General features: G+C 59.3%; 12 protein-coding genes and 1 pseudogene. 3 read left to right on the forward strand and 10 right to left on the reverse strand.

Annotated elements, in window-relative coordinates; translation table 11 throughout:
- Window positions 1-246: 246 nt before the first annotated feature.
- From BLV67_RS31815 to BLV67_RS31825, 3 genes and pseudogenes are all read right to left on the reverse strand, one after another.
- A complete protein-coding gene (locus BLV67_RS31815) occupies window positions 247-2742 on the reverse strand; it encodes a TonB-dependent siderophore receptor (protein ID WP_069788483.1) in 2496 nt (831 codons plus the stop codon).
- Between the two features lie 90 nt (window positions 2743-2832).
- A pseudogene (locus BLV67_RS31820) lies at window positions 2833-3802 on the reverse strand (FecR domain-containing protein).
- A 5-nt stretch (window positions 3803-3807) separates the two neighbouring features.
- A complete protein-coding gene (locus BLV67_RS31825) occupies window positions 3808-4323 on the reverse strand; it encodes a sigma-70 family RNA polymerase sigma factor (protein WP_056860374.1) in 516 nt (171 codons plus the stop codon).
- 280 nt (window positions 4324-4603) lie between these two features.
- Between BLV67_RS31825 and BLV67_RS31830 the strand changes: the two genes are divergently transcribed.
- Window positions 4604-6484: a methyl-accepting chemotaxis protein gene (locus BLV67_RS31830; RefSeq protein ID WP_065930947.1), complete on the forward strand. Its 1881-nt coding sequence runs from the start codon at window positions 4604-4606 to the stop codon at window positions 6482-6484.
- A 39-nt stretch (window positions 6485-6523) separates the two neighbouring features.
- On the opposite strand, the gene BLV67_RS31835 is transcribed toward BLV67_RS31830, so the two are convergent.
- From BLV67_RS31835 to BLV67_RS31855, 5 genes are all read right to left on the reverse strand, one after another.
- Entirely contained in the window at window positions 6524-6982 is a 459-nt protein-coding gene (locus tag BLV67_RS31835) for an SRPBCC family protein (RefSeq protein WP_069788484.1), read from the reverse strand.
- A gap of 18 nt (window positions 6983-7000) precedes the next feature.
- Window positions 7001-10375 (reverse strand): amino acid adenylation domain-containing protein, encoded by a 3375-nt coding sequence (locus BLV67_RS31840; protein WP_069788485.1) that lies wholly within the window; start codon window positions 10373-10375, stop codon window positions 7001-7003.
- Complete coding sequence (locus BLV67_RS31845; RefSeq protein WP_065930944.1) at window positions 10363-11319, reverse strand: diiron oxygenase; 957 nt, start codon at window positions 11317-11319, stop codon at window positions 10363-10365. Before BLV67_RS31845 ends, BLV67_RS31840 begins: the two co-directional genes overlap by 13 nt.
- Window positions 11316-12074 (reverse strand): DUF3050 domain-containing protein, encoded by a 759-nt coding sequence (locus BLV67_RS31850; protein ID WP_069788486.1) that lies wholly within the window; start codon window positions 12072-12074, stop codon window positions 11316-11318. Before BLV67_RS31850 ends, BLV67_RS31845 begins: the two co-directional genes overlap by 4 nt.
- 377 nt (window positions 12075-12451) lie before the next feature.
- Window positions 12452-13162 (reverse strand): GntR family transcriptional regulator, encoded by a 711-nt coding sequence (locus BLV67_RS31855; protein ID WP_065930942.1) that lies wholly within the window; start codon window positions 13160-13162, stop codon window positions 12452-12454.
- Window positions 13163-13411: 249 nt separating this feature from the next.
- On the opposite strand from BLV67_RS31855, the gene lapG reads away from it, so the two are divergent.
- Both lapG and lapD read left to right on the forward strand, forming a co-directional pair.
- Window positions 13412-14104 (forward strand): cysteine protease LapG, encoded by a 693-nt coding sequence (gene lapG / locus BLV67_RS31860; protein WP_065930941.1) that lies wholly within the window; start codon window positions 13412-13414, stop codon window positions 14102-14104.
- 14 nt (window positions 14105-14118) lie between these two features.
- The gene (gene lapD / locus BLV67_RS31865; protein WP_065930940.1) at window positions 14119-16065 is read left to right on the forward strand and encodes a cyclic di-GMP receptor LapD; all 1947 of its coding nucleotides are present in this window, start codon (window positions 14119-14121) and stop codon (window positions 16063-16065) included.
- A 140-nt stretch (window positions 16066-16205) separates the two neighbouring features.
- Here the strand turns inward: lapD and BLV67_RS31870 are convergent, their stop codons facing one another.
- Window positions 16206-16544 carry a tryptophan synthase subunit beta gene (locus BLV67_RS31870; RefSeq protein ID WP_065930939.1) on the reverse strand — a complete coding sequence of 113 codons (339 nt, stop codon included), beginning with the start codon at window positions 16542-16544 and terminating at the stop codon, window positions 16206-16208.
- Window positions 16545-16696: 152 nt separating this feature from the next.
- On the reverse strand, window positions 16697-20608 hold a 3912-nt coding region (locus BLV67_RS31875), incomplete at its 5' end, for an immunoglobulin-like domain-containing protein (protein WP_074854582.1).

The raw sequence follows: 20608 nt of genomic DNA on the forward strand, positions 1-20608 counted from the left end.
AGTGAAACGATGCATCGCCGATGGTAGTGTGGGGTTTCCCCATGTGAGAGTAGGTCATCGTCAAGATTAAATTCCGAAACCCCTGTCTGCTAACGCAGACAGGGGTTTTGTCGTTTAGGGGGGATGATAATTCCCCGGCTGCAGACCGCTCACGTGTGCGTCTGGGCCGGACAAAGGCAGCCTGACGACCCCCGCAAAAAAGCCGGCACCTGGAATCAGGCGCCGGCTTGTTAGAAGCTATACGGGTCAGAACTGATAGCTGACCGTCGCACTGACATTACGCTCTTCACCCAAGTAGCAGAAGTTCAAGCTGGCACACGACGCCACATAGCTCTCATTGGTCAGGTTGTTGGCATTGAGCCTTACATCCACACCCTTCAGGCCTACCTTGCCCAGGTCGTACCCTACCGAAGCGTCAAACAACGTATAGGCGGGCACTTTCATGGTGTTCTCGGCATCTGCCCAACTGTACCCGACATATCTCACGCCCCCGCCCAGACGCATACCGTCCAAGGCGCCGTTATTGAATCTGTAGTCCGCCCATACCGACGCCATATGCCGAGGCGCCTGGGTCGGCGAGTTGCTTTTGTTCTCTATCAGATTGTCGGCGGAGCTCAAGGTACTCACCATCGACTTGGAGTACTTGATGTCGGTGAAGGTATAGCTGCCTAAAAGCTTCAGGTTATCGGTCAGTTGCATATGGGCTTCCAGCTCCAGTCCTTGGGAGCGGACGGCGCCTACCGCACGATAGAAGTTTTCCTGCGGTAGCTTGGTAGCCAGGTTTTCCTGGTCGATGCGAAACAACGATGCGGTAAACAGGTCGTCAGTTCCCGGCGGCTGATACTTCAAACCCGCCTCCCACTGTGTCCCGTTAGTCGGTGCCAGCGGGTTGCCCGCACTGTCGGAATAAGAGTTCGGATTGAAGGATTCCGAGTAACTGACATACGGCGCCAGGCCGTTATCAAACAGGTACAACGCCCCCGCCCGACCCGTCAGCTTGGTACGTTTGTCACTGATCTGCGTACCCAACGGTCGGCCCGCTTCGGCGATACGGTTTTCATCCGACGTCTCTACCCAGTCCTGGCGCAGTCCCAGGGAGAACCGCCATTTATCCATCTCAATCAGGTCTTGAAGATAGACGCCCGTCTGCTCCAGTCGTCGTAGATAACTGGTCAGGTTGGCATTGCTGATCGCCGAATTGCCATAGACCGGGCTAAACGCGTTGATCGGTTGCAGTGAACCGCTGGTCCAGTCCACGACTGTTTTACGCCGCTGATAATCCGCGCCCATCAGCACCGTATGTTTGGTTGCTCCGGTAAAAAATTCCGCCTGCAGCATATTGTCGATAATGAACGCATGCAGCTTTTCATCACCGCCGGAGTAATAGCGGTTCAGCTCATTGCTGGTCGGCGTGGTCCAGCCATAGGCATATACCTGGTCCAACTTGACCTTGGAGTCGAGATAGCGGAAGTTCTGTCGCGCAGTAAACACATCGTTGAAGCGATGTTCGAACTGATAGCCAAACGACTGCTGGTCACGCTTGTACCCATCTACACCAGGCTCACCTTCGAAAAAGTGGTTGGAGATACGCTGGCCATTACGCTGATGCAGTGCGCCGTCCGCCGGCATACCACCGTGATAACCACCCTCAGGGTCGTGCTGTAAATACGCTTGCAGTGTCAGTGAAGTGTCTTCGGTAAAGTCGATGCTCACTGTCGGCGCCAGTGCGTAGCGTTTTTCTTTGGCGTGGTCGAATTGTGTGTCGGACTTATCCGCCAGCCCGGTCAGCCGATAGGCGACGCGCTTGTCATCGTCCACCGGCCCGCTGAGGTCAAAACCCATCCCGCGTTGCCCGTTACTGCCGATTGTCGCTTGCACTTGATGGTAGGGCTCATACAACGGCTTCTTGCTGGTCAGTGCAACCAGACCTCCAGGCGAGCTGCGTCCGTACAGCACAGAAGATGGCCCTTTCAGAATGTCCACGCGTTCAAGAAAATACGGGTCCACCTGCATGGTGCTGTAAGTACCGCTGTCCCCCATGGACTTCAAGCCATCCAGGTAGATGTTATCGACCGAGCCATCGTTAAAGCCGCGCATCGCCACATAGTCATAGCGGTGAGTTGCGCCATAGGGGTTGGTCAGCACGCCAGGGGTGTAACGCATGGTTTGGGCCACCGTCTGAGAGCCCTGGTCGTCCATCTGTTCACGTGTGACCACGGAGACGGTTTGCGAGGTTTCCAGCAGCGCCGTACTGGTCTTGGTGGCGATCTGACTGTGCGTCGCGTTGTAGCCGTCCATGCTGCCCAGCGCATTACCCAGGGCGAAGCCTTTGATGTCGGTGGTGGGCAACGTCAGCGTGCTGCTTTGCGGCAGCGGCTGCAGGACGAAGCTGGCACCATCCTGTGAGGCGGCCTGCAACCCCGAGCCATTGAGCAAATAATTCAGGCCCTGTTCAGGGGAATATTCACCGTGCAGCCCTGGTGACTCCAGGCCCTGTGTCTGCGCTGGAGTGCCGGCAAGCGTAATGCCCGCCTGACGGGCGAACTGATTGAGCGCGTCGCTCAGCGGGCCGGCAGGGATGTCGTAGCGTTGATGAATGTGCTCGCTGCCCGCTTGCGCAGCCATGCCGACCAGCGGAACCGCGCCCATGCCCACTGCCGTAGACAGTAACGCTACGCGTATGGCCTTGGCCAAAAGAGGGTAGGAGGAGTCTGGTGAATCGTTGAGAAAACGCACAGTCATGATCAAGGTCCGTAGAGGCCGGTAGGCAGATGAAGAGGCTTACTGTCTAAGCCGGGCTCACGGAAAAAAGCCGCCAAAAAAACAGGAAAATCAGGCCAGGCGTTCCAGGCTCACCCACCAACGCGTGCGATAGCGCACTTGAACGGGCAGTGTTCGCGCAACGATCGCCAGCAACTTGTCGGTGTCTTCCAGGCGGAAAACCCCTGACAGCCGCAAGTCGCCGATCTCTGCGGCACAGCCCAGATAACCCGGGCGGTAGCGCCCCACTTCCGATACAAAGTCGGCCAGGCGCATGTCCCGCGTCACAATCAGCCCGTCGGCCCAGGCGCCCATGTCCATAGTCCGCGGCGCCGATAACGCGACGTGCGTCTGGTTGATCAGATAGCTTTCCCCTGTGTGCACTTGAGTCGCCAGGCCATCGGCCGTATTTGGTGAATGGATAGCCACATTGCCGCTGACCACGCTCAAGCGTGTGCACTCGCTGTCTTGGCGCACGGTAAAACGCCCATCGATGCCTTCGAGCAAGCCGTGGCGAGTGTGTACCAGCAAAGGCGCTGACGATGGCGAACCGCAAGTCACCAGGATTTCCCCGCGCACCAACGTGGCGCTGCTGCGGATTGAAGGTGAGGTTCACCGCACTGTCGGTGTTGAGTTGCAGGCGTGTGCCGTCCGGTAATTGCACGTTGCGCCGTTCGCCGGTGGCGGTGGCGAAATCGGACGTCCAGCGCTGCCAGCCGGTCATGTCCCGGCTTACCCACGCCGCCGAACCGACCAACACCACACCCGACAACACCTTCAGTGCCCGTCGTCGGCCCAGGCCTTGTGCGACGTTTTCCAGTGCCACATGCGCCCCAGGAATCGCCGCCATCTGGCTGTTCAATTCCCGTTGCAGCGCCTGCACCCGTTGCCAAGCCAATTCATGGTCATCGTGAGCTTCACGCCAATGTTCACATTGCGCATGCAAGCGCACATTCGTACGGTTGTTACGCAGGCGCAGTGCCCAACTGATCGCCCGTTTGACCACTTGGGGAGCCGGCCCGGAGCGCGCGGTGTTATCCATTGACGTCAGGTTTCATAGCGCAGGACATAACAGTGATACAGCCCTTCAGCGATGTACCGCTCCACCGAGCGCAACGACACGCCCATCTGCTCTGCGATCTGCTGGTGAGCCAGCCCATCGCACTGAGCCAGTAAAAACGCTTTACGCACCTTGGGCTTCAATCCGTCCAATAGGCGGGCGACTTCCTCCAGAAGCTCCAACACCAACGCACGCGCTTCGGCGCTGGGTGCCAGCGCCTGCGGCAAGTGAGCGATGGACTCCAGGTAGGCCCGTTGGATTTCTTCGCGGCGCCAGTGATCAATCACCAGTCCCCGGGCGATGGTGCGCAAAAATGCACGCGGCGCCTTGAGCTCAAAGCGTTCGGTTTTTTGCAGCAGGCGTACGAACGTGTCCTGCGCCAGGTCCGCGGCATCGGCGGCATTGCCCAAGCGACTGCGCAGCCAGGTGTTGAGCCAGTTGTGGTGGGTGCTGTAAAGCGTGTGTACAACACTTTCGCACGCAATGTAGTCAGTAGAGGGCATTCAGGCAGGCCTGGCCAAACGTCACAAATGATAATTAGTCGCATTGTCTGGGAGGCAGAAAAATTTTGCAACGCCGAACGCTGAGCCTCTACCACTGGTCGGTTTCCCACTCAAAATAAGGATGCTTCTCACAAATTCCTAAGATTTCTCCTGGCGTGGCCGAAAGCCTGACGAGCCATGCGTGCACCGAAATAGAGCGGCCGAAGAGCCGGCCTATCCCCGTTACATGGAATGGTCCACTCGGCACGCTCACCCCCCTTTGGCAAAAGAAGTCGATGAAATGAATCTCAAGTTCAGTCATAAAATTCTACTGGCCGCATCAGGCGTCGTGGTTCTGGCCTTCGCGCTATTTACCCTCTACAACGATTACCTGCAGCGCAGCACCATCAAACAAAACCTTGAGTCGTCTATCCAGCAATCGGGCGAGCTCACGGCCAGCAGCGTGCAGAATTGGCTCAGTGGCCGTATCCTGGTCCTCGAAAGCCTGGCGCAAAACGTTGCTCACCAGGGCAGCGGTGCCGACCTGCCAGGGCTGGTCGACCAACCCGCGTTCACCTCGAACTTCCAGTTCACCTATGTCGGCCAAACCAATGGCGTATTCACCCAGCGCCCTGACGCCAAGATGCCCGACGATTACGACCCTCGTCAGCGCCCCTGGTACAAGCAAGCGGTCGCCGCCGATAAAACCATGCTGACTCCGCCTTATATGGCGGCCGTTGGCGGGCAAATCGTGACCATTGCCCTGCCGGTCAAAAAGAACGGCGAACTGCTCGGTGTAGTGGGCGGTGACCTGAGTTTGCAAACCCTGGTGAAGATCATCAACTCGGTGGATTTCGGCGGTATTGGCCATGCGTTCCTGGTCAGCGCCGATGGCCAGGTCATCGTCAGTCCCGATCAGGACCAGGTGATGAAGAACCTCAAGGACATCTACCCAGGCACCAGCCTGCGTATCGAGAAGGTCAGCCAGGACGTTGTGCTCAACGGCCAGGACCGTATTTTGTCATTCACCCCGATCAGTGGTTTGCCGGGGGCGGATTGGTACGTCGGCCTGTCGATCGACAAAGACAAGGCCTACGCACCGCTCAGTAAATTCCGTACATCGGCACTGATCGCCATGTTGATCGCCGTGGTAGCGATCGCCGTGCTGCTCAGCCTGCTGATTCAAGTGCTGTTGCGCCCGCTGACCACCATGGGCGTGGCCATGCAGGATATCGCTCAGGGCGAAGGCGATTTGACGCGCCGCCTGGACGTAACCAGCAGGGACGAGTTCGGCGAAGTGGGCAGTGCGTTCAACCAGTTCGTCGAACGTATCCACGCCTCTATCTCCGAAGTGTCTTCAGCCACGCGCCAGGTCCATGACCTGTCCCAGCGCGTCATGGCATCCTCCAACGCCTCGATCATCGGCTCGGACGAGCAAAGCGCACGCACCAACAGCGTGGCAGCCGCCATCAACGAGCTGGGCGCCGCCACCCAGGAAATCGCCCGCAACGCAGCCGATGCTTCGCAGCATGCCAGCGGTGCCAGTGAGCAAGCGGACGACGGGCGCAAGGTGGTGGAGCAAACCATCCTGGCCATGTCGGAACTGTCGCAAAAGATCAGCTTGTCCTGCACGCAGATCGAAACCCTCAACGCCAGCACCGACAACATTGGGCACATCCTGGATGTGATCAAGGGCATCTCTCAGCAAACCAACTTGCTGGCGCTCAACGCGGCGATCGAGGCTGCGCGTGCCGGTGAAGCCGGGCGCGGGTTTGCCGTGGTGGCCGACGAAGTGCGTAACCTGGCGCACCGTACTCAGGAATCGGCCGAAGAGATCCATAAGATGATCACTTCGCTGCAAGTGGGCTCGCGTGAAGCCGTGACCACCATGAACGCCAGCCAGGTCTCCAGCGAAGAAAGCGTTGAAGTGGCCAACCAGGCGGGTGAGCGCCTGGTCAGCGTGACGCAGCGCATCGTCGAGATCGATGGCATGAACCAATCGGTTGCGGCCGCTACCGAAGAGCAGACCGCCGTGGTTGAAACCCTCAATGTTGATATCAACCAGATCAACTTGCTCAACCAGCAAGGCGTCGCCAACCTCAACGAGACGCTCAAGGACTGCGATGCCCTGTCGCAGCAGGCCAGTCGATTGAAGCAACTGGTCGACAGCTTCAAGATCTGACCCGGTTGGGCAGGAGCGAGGCCTCTCGCTCCTGCCGAATCAGTCGAACATCCGGCGCACATGCTCCAAGGCGCTGGCGGCGAAAGCCTGCACAAACTGTTCAAACTCCGCCTGCGGCATATCGACCGGCTCGCCAATCAGCGTCCAGGTCGCCCTGGAACGTTGCGCGTCAAGTGCCTCCACACGCATGGCTGCCCATAGCCGGGCGACACCCAGGGTGTTGTAGAGGGTGGTCCAGGTCATGCACATCGCTTCGTCGTCCCAACTATTGAGTTGCTCAACGACGTGGTGCCCATCGTGGAAAAATTTACGCCGCAATGCGCCCACGCCGGTGCCCGTCATTTCGATGTGCGACAGGGCCGGAATGAAGGCATCAAAGCCTGCAAAATTTCCAACCACACGCCACAGGCGAGCGGCATCACATGCCACGTCAACAGACGCTGTCAACGGCGCGCCATTCGGGTTACGGATTAATGTATCGGGTTGCAGCGGTTTCATAAAAAGTCCTGAAGCAGTTCAGAGAAAGCCAATGGCCATGAGGTGGTCGCAGCCTTTGCGCAGCAGCGCAGGGTCTTTGCGCGGGTACTCTTCGCCCATCGCTGCCACACCCGCGCGTGCGTTGTCGTGACAAATCATCGAGACGTCGCTGATGTCTTCCGCGAGGTCATCCAGGTAAAAACCCAGCACGCCAAACAGCGCGTTATCGGGCCCCACCGTTTGCAACACCTTTTGCCACTGCGCGACGCTCACCCGTTCGAAAAGATGGCCGGCCTGGCTGAATGCATCCAGGTAGTGGTCCCAGCTCAAGGGCTCGGGGTTATGCAGGTTGAAGACGTTTCGCCATGCCACAAATTGGCCGCAGTGGAACGCAATGAAACGGGCCAGGAAATCCACCGGCATCAGGTCGAAATTCACCTTCAGGCGGGGCGCCAGGCCCAACTGCAGCGACCCCTTGAGCATCAGCATCAAGCGGTTGTTTTGTGGCTGGCACACGCCGTTGTGGCTGTTGAACGCAATATTCCCCGGTCGATGAATGTTCACCCAGGCACCTTGCTCGACCGCACGCCCCACCAGCCGCTCGGCGACCCATTTGGAAAGGTTGTAGCCATTCTTGAGATAGAGCGGCAACGTGGTAACAGCTGGTGTTTCGAGGACGCGACCCTGAGTGTCGATACTGCTGCAGGCTGACAGCGTGGAGATGAAGTTGAAGACCTTCTTGCGGTGGGTTTCGCACAGGCGCAGGCACTCAAGCACCGGTTCGACGTTGTCCCGGGCCAATGAGGTGTAGTCCAGCACATGGTTGACCCGGGCGGCGTTGTGCACCAACACTCCATGGTTGCGGGCGAGGTGGTCATAGGCATCACAGGCCAGGCCCAGCCGTGGCAGGCTGATGTCAGCGGCATAGACGCTCACGCGGCTCAGGTCCAGATGCTCCAGGTGGTACTCGCGCAGTGCCTGGGCAAACCGCGCTGCCGCCGAGTGCCCTGGCCGTTCGCGCACCAGGCACGCCACCTCACGGGCCCCGCCCGCCAACAGCGCTTGGACCAGATGTACACCCACAAAGCTGTTGGCGCCCGTGACGATCACCTTGCGTGGGTCGCCTGCGGACTCCCGTGGCAGCGTGCGCAGGTCCAGCGGCTGGGATGCATCCTTTTCCATCTGGCATGACGCGCTAAAAGGTAATGCACCGTCTTCCATCAGCACGGCAAGGGTGCGAATCGTCGGCGCTTCAAAAAAACGGCTTAAAGACAGACTACGACCAAACTGTTCGCGCATACGCAGCAGCAAGGTCGACAGCAGGATGGAGTGGCCGCCCACATTGAAAAAACTGTCGTCAATGCCCAGCTCAGCGCCAGGCATGCTCAGCAATTCGCTCCACAGCGCCACCAGTTGCGCTTGCAAAGGCGTTTGCGGCGCAGCGCAAGGGATGCGTGGCGTAGTGTGCCCAGGCATCGTCAGCAACGCCTGGCGGTCGATCTTGCCATTGGCGTTGCTGGGGATGCCCGGCAGCTGCGCCCAGCGCTCGGGTTGCATGTAATCCGGCAACCACCGTTGCGCATGTTGCTTCAGGTCTGCCAACGTTGCGCCCGGTTCCGGCTGGGCGACAAAACCGAGAATTCGCCGATCACGGTCGATCACCACCGCTACCTGGCGAAATAACCGACTGCTGCGCAGGCACTGTTCGATCTCCTGGGGTTCGACGCGAAAACCGCGGATTTTCACCTGATCGTCCCGTCGGCCGCCCAGCTCGATACCGTCCGCCGTCCATTTTGCCCGGTCTCCGCTGCGGTAAGCTCTCAGCGCGTGGCCGCCCGGCAGCGTCAGCTCGACGAATGGATTGTCCTCGTGCGGCGGCGCGGTCACATACCCCAGCCCTACGCCAGGGCCTGTGATGTACAGGTCGCCCATTACCTGCTCATCTACCGGTTGCAACGCGTCATCGAGGATCAGCACCTGGCTGTTGGCGATCGGGAGGCCCACATTCCGATTGCTGTCACCGGGGCGCAACACCCGATGGGTGACCAGCACCGTAGTTTCGGTAGGGCCGTAGAGATTGTGCAACTGGCACTGTCCCGCCAATCGTTCGATCACATACGGCTCGCAGGCATCGCCGCCGGTCAACAGATGGGTAAGCCCCAGGGGCTGATCCAACGGCAGGATGCTCAGTAGCGCTGGCGGCAAAAAAGCATGGCTGATGCGCTGCCGGCGAATCAATTCGACCAGTTGCTGAGGGTCGCGCCGCTGCTCTTCGCTCGGGACGATCAACTCGGCACCGGCGATCAGTGCCGGGAAGATATCGATCAGTGATGAATCGAAACTCAACGGCGAAAATTGCAAGACACGGCTGTGTTCATCCAAAGCGAGGCTGGCGCCGGCCCAACCGGTGAAATGCGCAAGGTTGCCCTGGCTCAGCCGTACGCCTTTGGGCTGGCCGGTGGTGCCCGAGGTGAACAGCACCATGCACGGTGCGTCGATGCTGGCGCGACGTTGTATCAATGGCTGCGTGATGTCGGCGTGGCTCGAGTCAATATTGCCGACATTCAGTGTCGTGAATTGCTCGCGCAAAGGGTGTCGGCCATTGTCCAGCAAGACCTTAGCGCTGCCACTTTCCAGCATGGCCTGCTGGCGCTCTGGCGGATGATCCGGGGCCAGTGGCAAGTACACCGCGCCGCAACCGAGTACTGCGAGAATACTGGCATACAGCTCGACGGACTTTTCCAGGCACACGCCAACCACCGGCGTCTCAAGGCCTCCCAGTAAAGGATGCAGGCGTTGCTGGATCGACAGGGCGCGAAGTTGCAATTGGCGGTAAGTCAGCACGCTGCCCGCGATGTTTAGCGCAGGGCGCTCGGCAAAGGCGTGCAAACTGGCCTGCAACCGTTCGATCATCGGCATCTGAGCAGCCTGCAACAATGCTGGCTGGTCGGTGCGATTGAACCGATGCACAAACGCCAGGGCGTCCAGCCTGTGCAAGCTTTGTTCAGGCCAAGTGTTAGTGCTGCTGCTGGCGGCAAAAAAGCCTGCGTCCCTCGAAAACCCGCTGACCAGCGTGGCGGCCCACTCTACCAGTACCTTGGTCGCTTGCCGGCGCAGGCGCTGGCCGTTGCCGCCGGGTTCCTCGGCAACGTTATGTACCGCCAACACGCGATGGTCGCGGTCATAGGAGCGTAATTGCAGCGAGGGCAGGCCACCTTCGTATATCGGGCCGATACCCAGTCGCAGGCTTAACCATTGAGTTGCGACACCGTGGGTGAGCGGCACTTGGGTGCCGTCCTCGATGAACAAGTCGAAGGGGGGCGTGGCGGTGACGTGCCCGTATGCTTCGAGCACTTGCTTCAGCGCAATCAGGGCGTGGCTGGTGCCGGCCCATCCGATACTCAGACGCCGCATGTCTGCCTCCCCGGCTCGGGCAGGTACTCACTCAACGCGCGGGCGACGCTTGGCGTGTGCAGTACGCCGCTGTGCTGCAGGAATCCCATGATATTGCCGAGCAGTGGGTGCTGGCGGGTGATGGGAAAGTGCAGGGCCGTGACTTCGTCGCGCAGTGCCTGGCGGATGTCGGTGCCTACGTCCAGGTGCTCGACAAGCTGCAGGTCGAAGTCTTTGTGCAGCGCGTTGGTCAGGTAATGGGTCAAAAAGGTCGGCAAGACTGCGGCGATGCTGTCGCGGTCTGCCGGGCTAGCTGCCTGCCAGTAGAGACGCACCAGTTGCGTCCAGAACTGGGCATGGCGCCCCTCGTCAAACAAGTGATCGGCCATCAAGCCGCGGATCGAAGCCTTGACGCTGCCGTCCTTGGCAAATGCCGCGACGTCGTGGGTGACGGTGTTCTCGGCGATGGCCACGCCAATCAACGCCACCGCATCGCGCAGGTGGTGCGGTGCCAGCGCCTGGGCGGCCGGCAAGGCCCGACTCAGTTCGATTTGCGTGGGCAGCTCAAGCGGTTGTATGCCGGTCAGCTCGATGGTCTGTTGCAGGAAGTCCAGGGCGACCAGCGCGTGGTAATCCTCATCGACCACGACCGTCATCGCATCAATGCGACAGGCAAGGGGGAAGGGCAGCGCGAAGCGATTCTTGGCAATGCTGCGGGCGGTCGTGTCGACGATCTCGGTTTCGAAGATCACCACGTCATTGATGAATTTGTAGAAGCTTTGCGTCAGCACGAAGTCGCGCCACTGGGGGCAGTGCTCAACAAAAGTCGCACTGAGCACCAAGGGTTGGCGGCAGGCCGGAAAGATCAAGCGATCGTCGTTTTCCAGCAGGCGCCGGGGGCGTGTGCGGATGGTGGCGCGGCGCTCCCAATCTTCGGCAAACGCGCGGTAGTCTGCGGTGCTCATGGTTGCACCTCGTGTAGCGAGGCGTGTACGTCGTCCCAGAAACCGAGGCGGTTCTCTATGGCGCTCAGGGCAGTCTCATACGCCTGGTGTTGACGTGCCGGGTCGGCTCCGATCAGGCGCTGGAGCAACTGCTCCGCGCCTGGGCCATGATCCTGGGCATCCAACTCGATGTGGCGGCTCAGGTAGTGACAGAACAGGGGAGCCTGTCGCGCCATGAAGGCGTCGCCCTGCAGAATGCGTTCGAACATCGATGGGATGACGCTTTCGCGACCGTGGAGGAACGCTGCCGCCACACAGTGGGCAGGTGCGCTTAACGCGATCTGCAATGTGCTGCTGACAAAGCGTGCCACGCCGGGGCGCACATTGATTATTTGCATCGCCGTGTTTGCCTCGACGCCTTGGCGCTGCAGGTCGATGAAGCGTTGGATGGGAATGGTGTCTGCACCGGTTTCGGCCATCGCCTCCAGGTACAGCTCGAAGTGGCTGCAGTGGCCACGTGTTGGATGTTCGTCTGATTCTTCGCCAAGCACGATTTCATTGATCAGGCGTGCGCTTTGCGGGTCAGCGGCCGGCAGCCAGGGTAATTGCATGCACGTCAGGTCCCGCTGCAGGCGCTTAGCCAGACTCATGAAATCCCAAACAGCAAATACATGTTGTTCCATAAAGATTTGTAACTTGTTAAGTGAGGTTATTTTTGCAAATAACGGATGGCTACACAGTTGCAGTTTTTTTTGTTCAAGCAAAAGTTGATGCATGGTTGACGCCTATAAGTTGTTGCGACTGCTCTGAAAACAGTGATGGGGTTTTGTAATGGAAAGCGGATGGCCAGCGTTACGCCAAGCCACGCGTACAGCGCTAACCTGACATAGGTTTGCACTGCCGAGTGAAGTGTTCTTTTATGGGTGAAAGATAATAATCTGATTAAACGTTTGGATAAACTGATGAAAGTATTAGATGGTTTTACGAGACGAAATTTTTCGTGAGTCAGTAGTGTGCAAGTGTGTGGGAAGTTTCGCTGGCAAGTGCGGGATTATTTAAAAGTAATCTCGTCGTGGTGTACAAACGTGGGGCACTTTCCGAGAAGAAAGATACCCCATACGGTTCAAGTGATAAGAAAGGCAGGTGTAAACCCTTACTGTGCGTTTTTGGTCGCGGCGCCCTCAAGGCTATTGAGGTAGGTGTTGATCACCTCCATACCCCGCATCAGGTGATTGCGCAGGGTCAGGATGCTTTCTTCGACTTTTTTGTGCACCACCAGGCTGAGCAATTCACGGTGATCTTCCTGGGATGTCTCGCCCAGGCCCATGGCCTCAAGGTTGAAGCGCAGAAAACGTTCCTCCTCATTCAGGCCGTGTTCTACCAGTTTGAGCAGCCGCTGGTTGGGCGCCTTGCCATACAGCGCCATGTGGAAGAGGCGGTTGAGCCGACCAATTTCGGCATAGTCTCGCTCGCGCTCCAGGGCATTGATGAAGGCTTCAGCCTCAGCAATGTCTGCCTCGGTGAGGAACGGAATGGAGAGGCGCAGCGCTTCGGACTCCAGCAATATGCGCAGGGCATAGGTCTCGGCCGAATTATCTTCGATCAACGGCGCCACCACAGCGCCTTTGTGGGTTACCACGTGGAGTAAGGACTGGGCTTCCAACTGGCGCAAGGCTTCGCGCACGGGCATACGGCTGACGCCGAACAAGCTGGCCAATTCTTGCTGGCGCATCGCGGTACCACAGGGCAACCTGCCGTCGAGAATGGCATTGCGCAACGTTTCTTCAATAACGGCGCGTGCAAGATGGGCGGGAATAGGCCCGCTGATTTTAATGCTGCTTAATGGGTTCGGCTTCTGCGTCACGGTTACGCTATCCTCCTTTCTTGAATGGAGTGTGTTTAATTGGATCCAAAGCACACTAGAGATGGGTCGCGCGCTTGTCAAACAGCCAAAGTTTCAGTTTGTAAGGGCTTACAGGCGGTACTTTGTGCGTCCCACAAGCGGCGTTTATAAACTCGAACCCCTTATGAATGATTGCACTGTGCCATTGTTTTTTGTTGATTGAAGCTTCACCATCCCTGAAATTGCGTCTCCCTTCACGGACTGAACGCCTTGGCGGTAAGTTTTATTCCCTCTCGAATTGTCGGCTGGCTACTTGCAGCGACTTTGCTCGCTGGCCTGATGCCCGGCGGGCTGCATGCCGATTGGGATTTCTCGCAGATCAGTCGCAAAGCCACGGCTCTGTACGGACCGCTCGGCGAGGGTCAACAGCGCATTGACGCCTGGCAGCGCCTGTTGGCGACTCAAAAGAAGGTCGACGAACAGGAGCAGCTCAAGGTCGTCAACCTGTTCTTCAACAAGCAAATGACTTATGTAGAAGACATCGACCTCTGGCACGTGGTCGACTATTGGGAGACGCCCATCGAAGCGCTGTGGAAAGGCGCGGGAGATTGCGAGGACTACGCAATCGCCAAGTATTTCAGCCTGCGCCACCTGGGCGTCTCCAGCGACAAATTGCGCATTACATACGTCAAGGCCTTGCGTCAGAATCGCGCTCACATGGTGCTGACCTACTACCCGACCCCCGACGCTATCCCGCTGGTGCTCGACAGCCTGATGGATGAGATCCTGCCGGCCACCCGCCGTACCGACCTGGTGCCGGTGTACTCATTCAACGCCGAGGGTTTGTACCTGCCCGGCGCCAAGGGCAACAAAAAAGTCGGTGATACCAAACGCTTGTCGCGTTGGCAGGATGTGTTGAAAAAAATGCGTGCGGAAGGCTTCCCGGCCGAGCCTGCCAACTAGGAGTAACTGATCGGATGTCACTGTTCAAACAACTATTGATCGCAATCTGTCTGTTCCTGGTGGTCGCCTTCAGCGGCAGCTTCATGGTCAGCCTGGAAAGCTCGCGCACCCAATACGTCAACCAGCTGCGCTCCCATGCACAGGACGCGGCGACCGCGCTGGCGTTGTCGCTGACGCCCAATATCGACGACCCGGCGATGGTGGAGTTGCTGGTCAGTTCGATTTTCGACAGCGGTTATTACGCCAGCATCCGCGTGGTGGATTTAGCCACTGACAAAACCATCGTCGAACGCAGCGGCATCCCGGACAACAACGGCGTGCCCAACTGGTTCGTCAAGCTGATCGGCCTTGAGCCGGCCGGCGGTGATGCACTGGTCAACCGTGGCTGGGAGCAGGCGGCACGCGTGGAGGTGGTCAGCCACCCGATGTTCGCCCTGGCCAAGCTCTGGCAAAGCGCCCTGGGCAGCCTGGGCTGGTTGCTGCTGTGCGGTGCGGTCAGTGCGGTGCTCGGTGCGTTGCTGCTGCGTCGGCAGTTGAAGCCGCTGGATTACATGGTCAAGCAGTCCCACGCCATCGCCCGCCGCGAATTCCTCAGCCTGCCGGATCTGCCGCGCACGCCGGAGCTGCGGCGCGTGGTGCAGGCCATGAACCAGATGGTGGAGAAGCTCAAGGCGCTGTTCCAGGAGCAGGCCGAGCGCAGTGAAAAATTGCGCATCGAATCCTACCAGGACAACCTTACCGGCCTCGCCAACCGGCGTTATTTCGAGATGCAGCTCAACGCCCGCGTGAGTAACCCGGAAGACACCAACTCCGGTTACCTGCTGCTGTTGCGGGTCAAGGACCTGGCCGGTCTCAACCAGCGCCTGGGCGGCCAGCGCACCGATCAGCTGCTGCAAGCGGTGGGCGAACAGCTGCTGCGCCAGTGCGAGCCTTACCCGGAAACCCATAACCTCGTCACCCGTATCCGTGGTGGTGAGTTCGCGGTGCTGGCGCCGGGGCTGGTGCGTGAAGAAGCGCTGCAATTGGCGCAGAACCTCGAAAGCACCCTGCTCAGCTTGCAGGCCACCAGTGCCAGTGACGTCACGCCGGTCGCCTACATTGGCCTTGCGCCGTTCAACCACGGTGATTCGCCCCAGGCATTGCTGACCCTGGCTGACCAGGCCCTGGCCCAGGCCGAAGGGCAGGGCGACAGCAGTTGGGTGTGCCTGGACCACAGCGCCGCCGCCAGTGTCGGCGACGATCACCATGCCTGGCACACGCTGTTGGACCGAGCGCTTACCCACCAGCGTTTTGAGCTGTACTTCCAGCCGGTCGTCGCCAGCCAGGACCCACAGTTGGTGCTGCACTACAAGGTGCTGTCGCGCTTGCAGGATGACGATGGCCACACCATCCCGGCCGGGCGTTTCCTGCCGTGGCTCGAGCGTTTCGGCTGGACTGCACGCCTGGACCGGCTGATGCTCGAGCAGGTGCTCAAGCAGATGGCCAGCCATACGCACAGCCTGGCGCTGAACCTTTCGGCCGCCACCTTGCAGGATGCCCAGGCGTTGAACCGGATTGTCGAGTTGCTGCGCCAGCACAGCAACCTCGGCCCGCGCTTGACCCTGGAGATCGGCGAGGAGCAATTGCCCGAACAGGCTCTGCTGGAGCAGTTGACCCAGCGCCTGCGCGAGTTGGGCTTCTCCCTGAGCCTGCAGCGTTTTGGTGGGCGCTTCAGCATGATCGGCAACCTGGCGCGCCTGGGTTTGGCGTACCTGAAGATCGACGGCAGCTACATCCGCGCCATCGACCAGGAAAGCGACAAGCGCCTGTTTATCGAAGCGATCCAGCGCGCGGCCCACAGCATCGACTTGCCGTTGATTGCCGAGCGCGTGGAGACCGAAGGTGAATTGAAGGTGATTCGCGAGATGGGGATTTTCGGTGTGCAGGGGCAGTTGTTTGGTGAGCCTGCGCCCTGGAAGTGATGCAAACCCAATGTGGGAACGGGCTTGTATGGGAGCTGGCTTGCCTGCGATAGCATCACTTCGGCTTGCCTGATACACCGAAGTGTCTGCATCGCAGGCAAGCCAGCTCCCACATTTCGATCCGGTTCGACTTTAAGAAATCAGATCAACCCAGTCTCTTCATCATCGATCAGATGGCTCAACCCACCCAGCGCTTCCCGTGCGTGGTTACGGTCCATCAGTTTTGCCTGGGCCGCCGGCGGCAGGTCGGTCACGCTGATCACGCCCTTACGGGTCAGTACCTGAATCAAGTCGTCCAGTACCCGGATCATCTCCAAGTCACTTTGCTTGAGCTGAGCCAGGCTGGTTTCCACCACTTCGTTGGCGTACCAGGCCTGGATCTCGTGGTGATCGGCCGGCAGGGTTTCGTTCGACTCGGCAAAGGCGGAGGCCTCCACGCGACTCAGCGCTCCCTGTGCATCACGTTGCACGTAAAACATAAGAATCCCTCGAAAATGAACCACACGCGTTCACCAGCATAAGTTAATGCTGTGTTTATGGGCACGAGTATGCGATGCAACCGGCCGCCACGGCCAGCGACGTATCGCCCAAGCCAATCGGCCGCCCTTGCGGGCGGCCGATAAATCACAGCTTAGGCGGTGTGGTCGATCTTGATGGTCGGGTCGGCACCTGTGATCAGCGAGTTGATGCTGGTGTGCGACCAATCGTTGCCTTCCAGCTTGATCGTCACATCGGCATTGGCCAGGCCGCCGGCGGCGTTGAGCTTGCCTTCACTGCTGATTTGCAGGGTCGACACGCCTTCTACCGTGGTGATCTTGAGGTAGTTGTCGATGGTGCTGTCCGTCTCACCTTTCAACAGATCCTTCAGATCGATCCGGTCACCTTCCGAGGCCTTGAAGTCCTTGATCACGTCGTTGCCGAAGTCGCCCGCCTTCCAGACGAAGGTGTCGGCACCCGAGCCACCGATCAGGATGTCGTTGCCCGGCCCACCGATCAGGGTGTCGTTACCGGTGCCGCCCAACAGGATGTCATTGCCTTTGCCGCCGTCCAGCAGGTCGTTGCCGCCCTGGCCGAACAGGATGTCATCACCTGCACCGCCCAACAGCGTGTCGTTGCCGTCCTTGGCGCCGGAGACGTCGAAGTCCGCGTAGTGCTCGGTGACGTACTGGTGCACGTTCGAGGTGGTCACCGCCGAGACGGCCACACCGGTTTTCTGTGCCACAAAGGCCTGCAGTGCGTTGTAGCCCTCACCGGTAATCCCGCTGAAGCTCACCAGGTCACCGAAGATGATGTCGTTGCCGTCGCCACCACTGATGGTGTCGGCGCCTGGCAGCGTGGCCTCGGTGTGGCCGAGGATCGCGTTGGCCAGGTCCTTCGGATCAATGTTGCTTTGCGGCTTGCCATCGGTGTCGTAAGGCTTGAGGTCGTTGAGGCTGACGTCGCCGTTGATGCCGATCGCTTCCACTTGCGACAACCCGCCCAGCAGCGCAAAAGCGCTTTTGGCATTGCTCAGCGTTGCCGAGTTGGTGCTGTTGCCCGTGCCGTCCAGGTTGGACAACTCAAAGGTACCGTCACCTTGGGCATGTACGGTGCCCAGGTCGGTGACGACCCAGCGCCAGCCATTGTAGATTTGCAGTTGAGCGGCACCCGAATTGTCGATGGACAAGTAGTGCGTATTGTCGATGTAGGTGGAGAACGTTGTGCCAGGCGTGTAGTTGGCAGTCGTGACCACGTTGTCGAACTTGACGTTGCCGTACAGCGTCGGGTTGGTCTGCTCGCCGCTCTGGTAGTACGTTGGCTGGCCGTCGGTGATGAAGTAAGTCAGGTTGGTGGCGCCGGTGTTGCCGGTCGCCAGGCCGCTCTGGAAGAAGTTAGCCGTGGTCTTGAACACGTCTTCGTAGTTGGTACCGCCGCCGGACGTCATTGAGTCCAGTACTGTCTTGAGCAAGGTCAGGGCGTTTGGATCGTTAAGGTTGATCGCGACCGACTTGTTCACCTGGGTATCGAAGTCCGCCAGGAAGATGTTCACGGTGCCCGAGGTGTTGGCGCCCAGGCTGTCTTTGAGCGAGTTGAACACCGACGTCAACGAAGCCTTGGCCGCGTTGATCGAGGCGGTGCTCATACTGCCGGAACTGTCCACCATGAACGCGATGTTGTAGTTCTTGCCCTGCACCACGTTCAGGCCGCCGATATCGGCCACGACGATGTCATTGCCGTCGGTGCCGACAATGTTGTCGCTGCCCGAAGTACCCGTTACCGAGCTGTAGGTCGCCGGATACACGGTGACTGGCAATTGCGCCGTGGTAGACGCCGAACCGCCGATGCTTTCGGTAGAGGTCGACGTGACGGTCAGGTTGAACTGGCCGCTGTAATAGGTCGGTGGCTTGATGGTCAGGGTGTTCAAATCCCAACCGGTCACGTTGACTTCGCCCACGCCCTTGGTCGCGGTGAAGGTGTGCCCAGACGCGTCGGTGAGGACCGAGCCGGCCGGTACGCCGCTGATCTTCACGCTCAGGGTTTCCGAGCCGTCGGTGTCGGTCAGTGCCGTGGTGACCTTGGACAGTTTGACGGTGCCGTTTTCCTGGCCTTCGTTGAGCTTGTAGCCCACGTAGTAACCGTCACCGTTGCTGCCATGCAGGTCGGAGACGGTTACACCGGCGTTGGTCAAATCGGTGAGGCCGGTGTACAGCGGCACGGTGCTGGTGCTCAAGTTCTGTATCGCGCCGCCGTTGATCGACAGATTGACGTCAAAGCTGCCAGGCCCCGCTTGGTTGGCTTGGTAGATCTCGAGGCTGTAGTAACCGCTGACCGTTGGCGTAAACGAGCCGCTGAACTTGCCGCTGTTGGTCGCCCATACCCCGCTGGCAATGTCTTTACCGCCAACGTTGACCACCACACTGTCATCGGCGACGCCGCTGAAGGTGTAGCTCTTGCCGGCTTCCATGTACATCAGGCCGGAGATCTTGGAGCCGGAGCCGGCGTTGACATTGTCGACGGACTCGACATTGGTGACGACACTGGTGTTGTTCGGCGTACCTGCGTTGTCGATGGCTTTTTTCAGTACATCGGGTGCCGCGCCGTTCCCGTTGGTGCCGAGGCCGGCAATGCTGTTCCAGCCCTGTTTGATCAGACCGGTCGAGGCGACATTGTTATCGGCCACGTTCAGCGTCGGTGCATCGGCCACGGGGGTGATATCGACTTTCACCGTGGCGCTGTTGCCCAGGTCTTTGCCGTCGGTAGGCTGGAACTTGAACTGTGCGTAATCAGCCTGTTTGTTGCCAATGCCGGTGCCGCCATAACCGTCGGCGCCGGATTCGTTGGCGTTAGGCATAAAGCGCAACTGGCCGCCGTCGATCTGGGCCTTGGTGAAGGTCTGGTTGGCAGTCACGTTGGTCCAGGTGGTGCCATCCGCTGCCAGGTATTGCAGCTTGCCGGCCACCGGCAGGTCGGTGATTTTTACGCCCAGGCTGGCTTGTGGCGAGTCCACATCGGTCACGCCGAAGTTGGCCCAAGTCAGTGCCAGCGGCGTGTCTTCGGTGCCGGTCACGGCGCTGCCGGTGGCGACCGGCGGATCGTTGACCGCCACCACGTTAACGGTGGTGGTGGCGACGTTGGAGTAGTTGCCGCCATCGGTCACGCTCACGGTGATGGTCCGTGGCGTGGTGCTTGGGTCGTGGCTGTTGTTGGTGAACGTGATGTTCTGGATACGCTGCATGTAATCAGCCAGCGTCGCGCTGCCCGACAACGTCAGGGTGATGGTGCCCGTCTGGTTGTTGGTGCTGACGATGATGCCGTTCACGCTGTTGCCCAGGTTCAGTGCATCACCGGCTTGTGCGTTGGTCAGGGTAACCGTCGCGCCAGTCAGCATCGTGCTGTCCGGATCGGTGATCTTGATATCGGTGTCGGCAATCGACACACCCGGCCCGGCGGTGCCTTCGGTAAAGACCGTTTTATAGTCTGCACCGGTCGCGCCGCTGGAGTTGTTGGCATCCAGGTCGATGACCGGCGGCGCATCGTTATCGATGATGTTGGTGCTGACGGTGCCCTTGCCGATCACCAGATTTTCGAAATTACCACCGGTGGTCTTGTCGATAGTGATGACAATCTGTTCGGTCGGCTCGGTGATCTTGTCGTCGATCGTGGCGATGTTAAACGGCACGCTGCTGGCGCCGGCCGGGATCTTCACGGTGTATACGCCGTTGAAGTCCGAACCATCGGTGGCGGTGCCGCTGTACTTGAGCGTCACGGTCACATCGGTTTGCGCCGGGTTGCTCAACGTCAGCGTGTAATGCGCCGTGCCGCCTTCAGTCACCGAGGCGTCGCCGGTGATGCTGATGGTGGTGTTGTCGATCGAATCAGTAATCGAAGTGACTACGGATTTAGGATCGGTAACCAAGTTCTCGAAGTTACCGCCGACGGCTTTGGTGATCGTGGCGCTGACGGTGGAACCGTTGTTGTAGACGTCGTTAGCCGGGGTATGGAAAACCGTCGAGCCTGCGGAGTCGCCGGCTTTGATGGTGATCGTCTGGCCATTGCTCAGCGT

It is taken from the genome of Pseudomonas salomonii (genome assembly GCF_900107155.1).
In the GTDB taxonomy this organism is placed as follows: Bacteria; Pseudomonadota; Gammaproteobacteria; order Pseudomonadales; family Pseudomonadaceae; genus Aquipseudomonas; species Aquipseudomonas salomonii.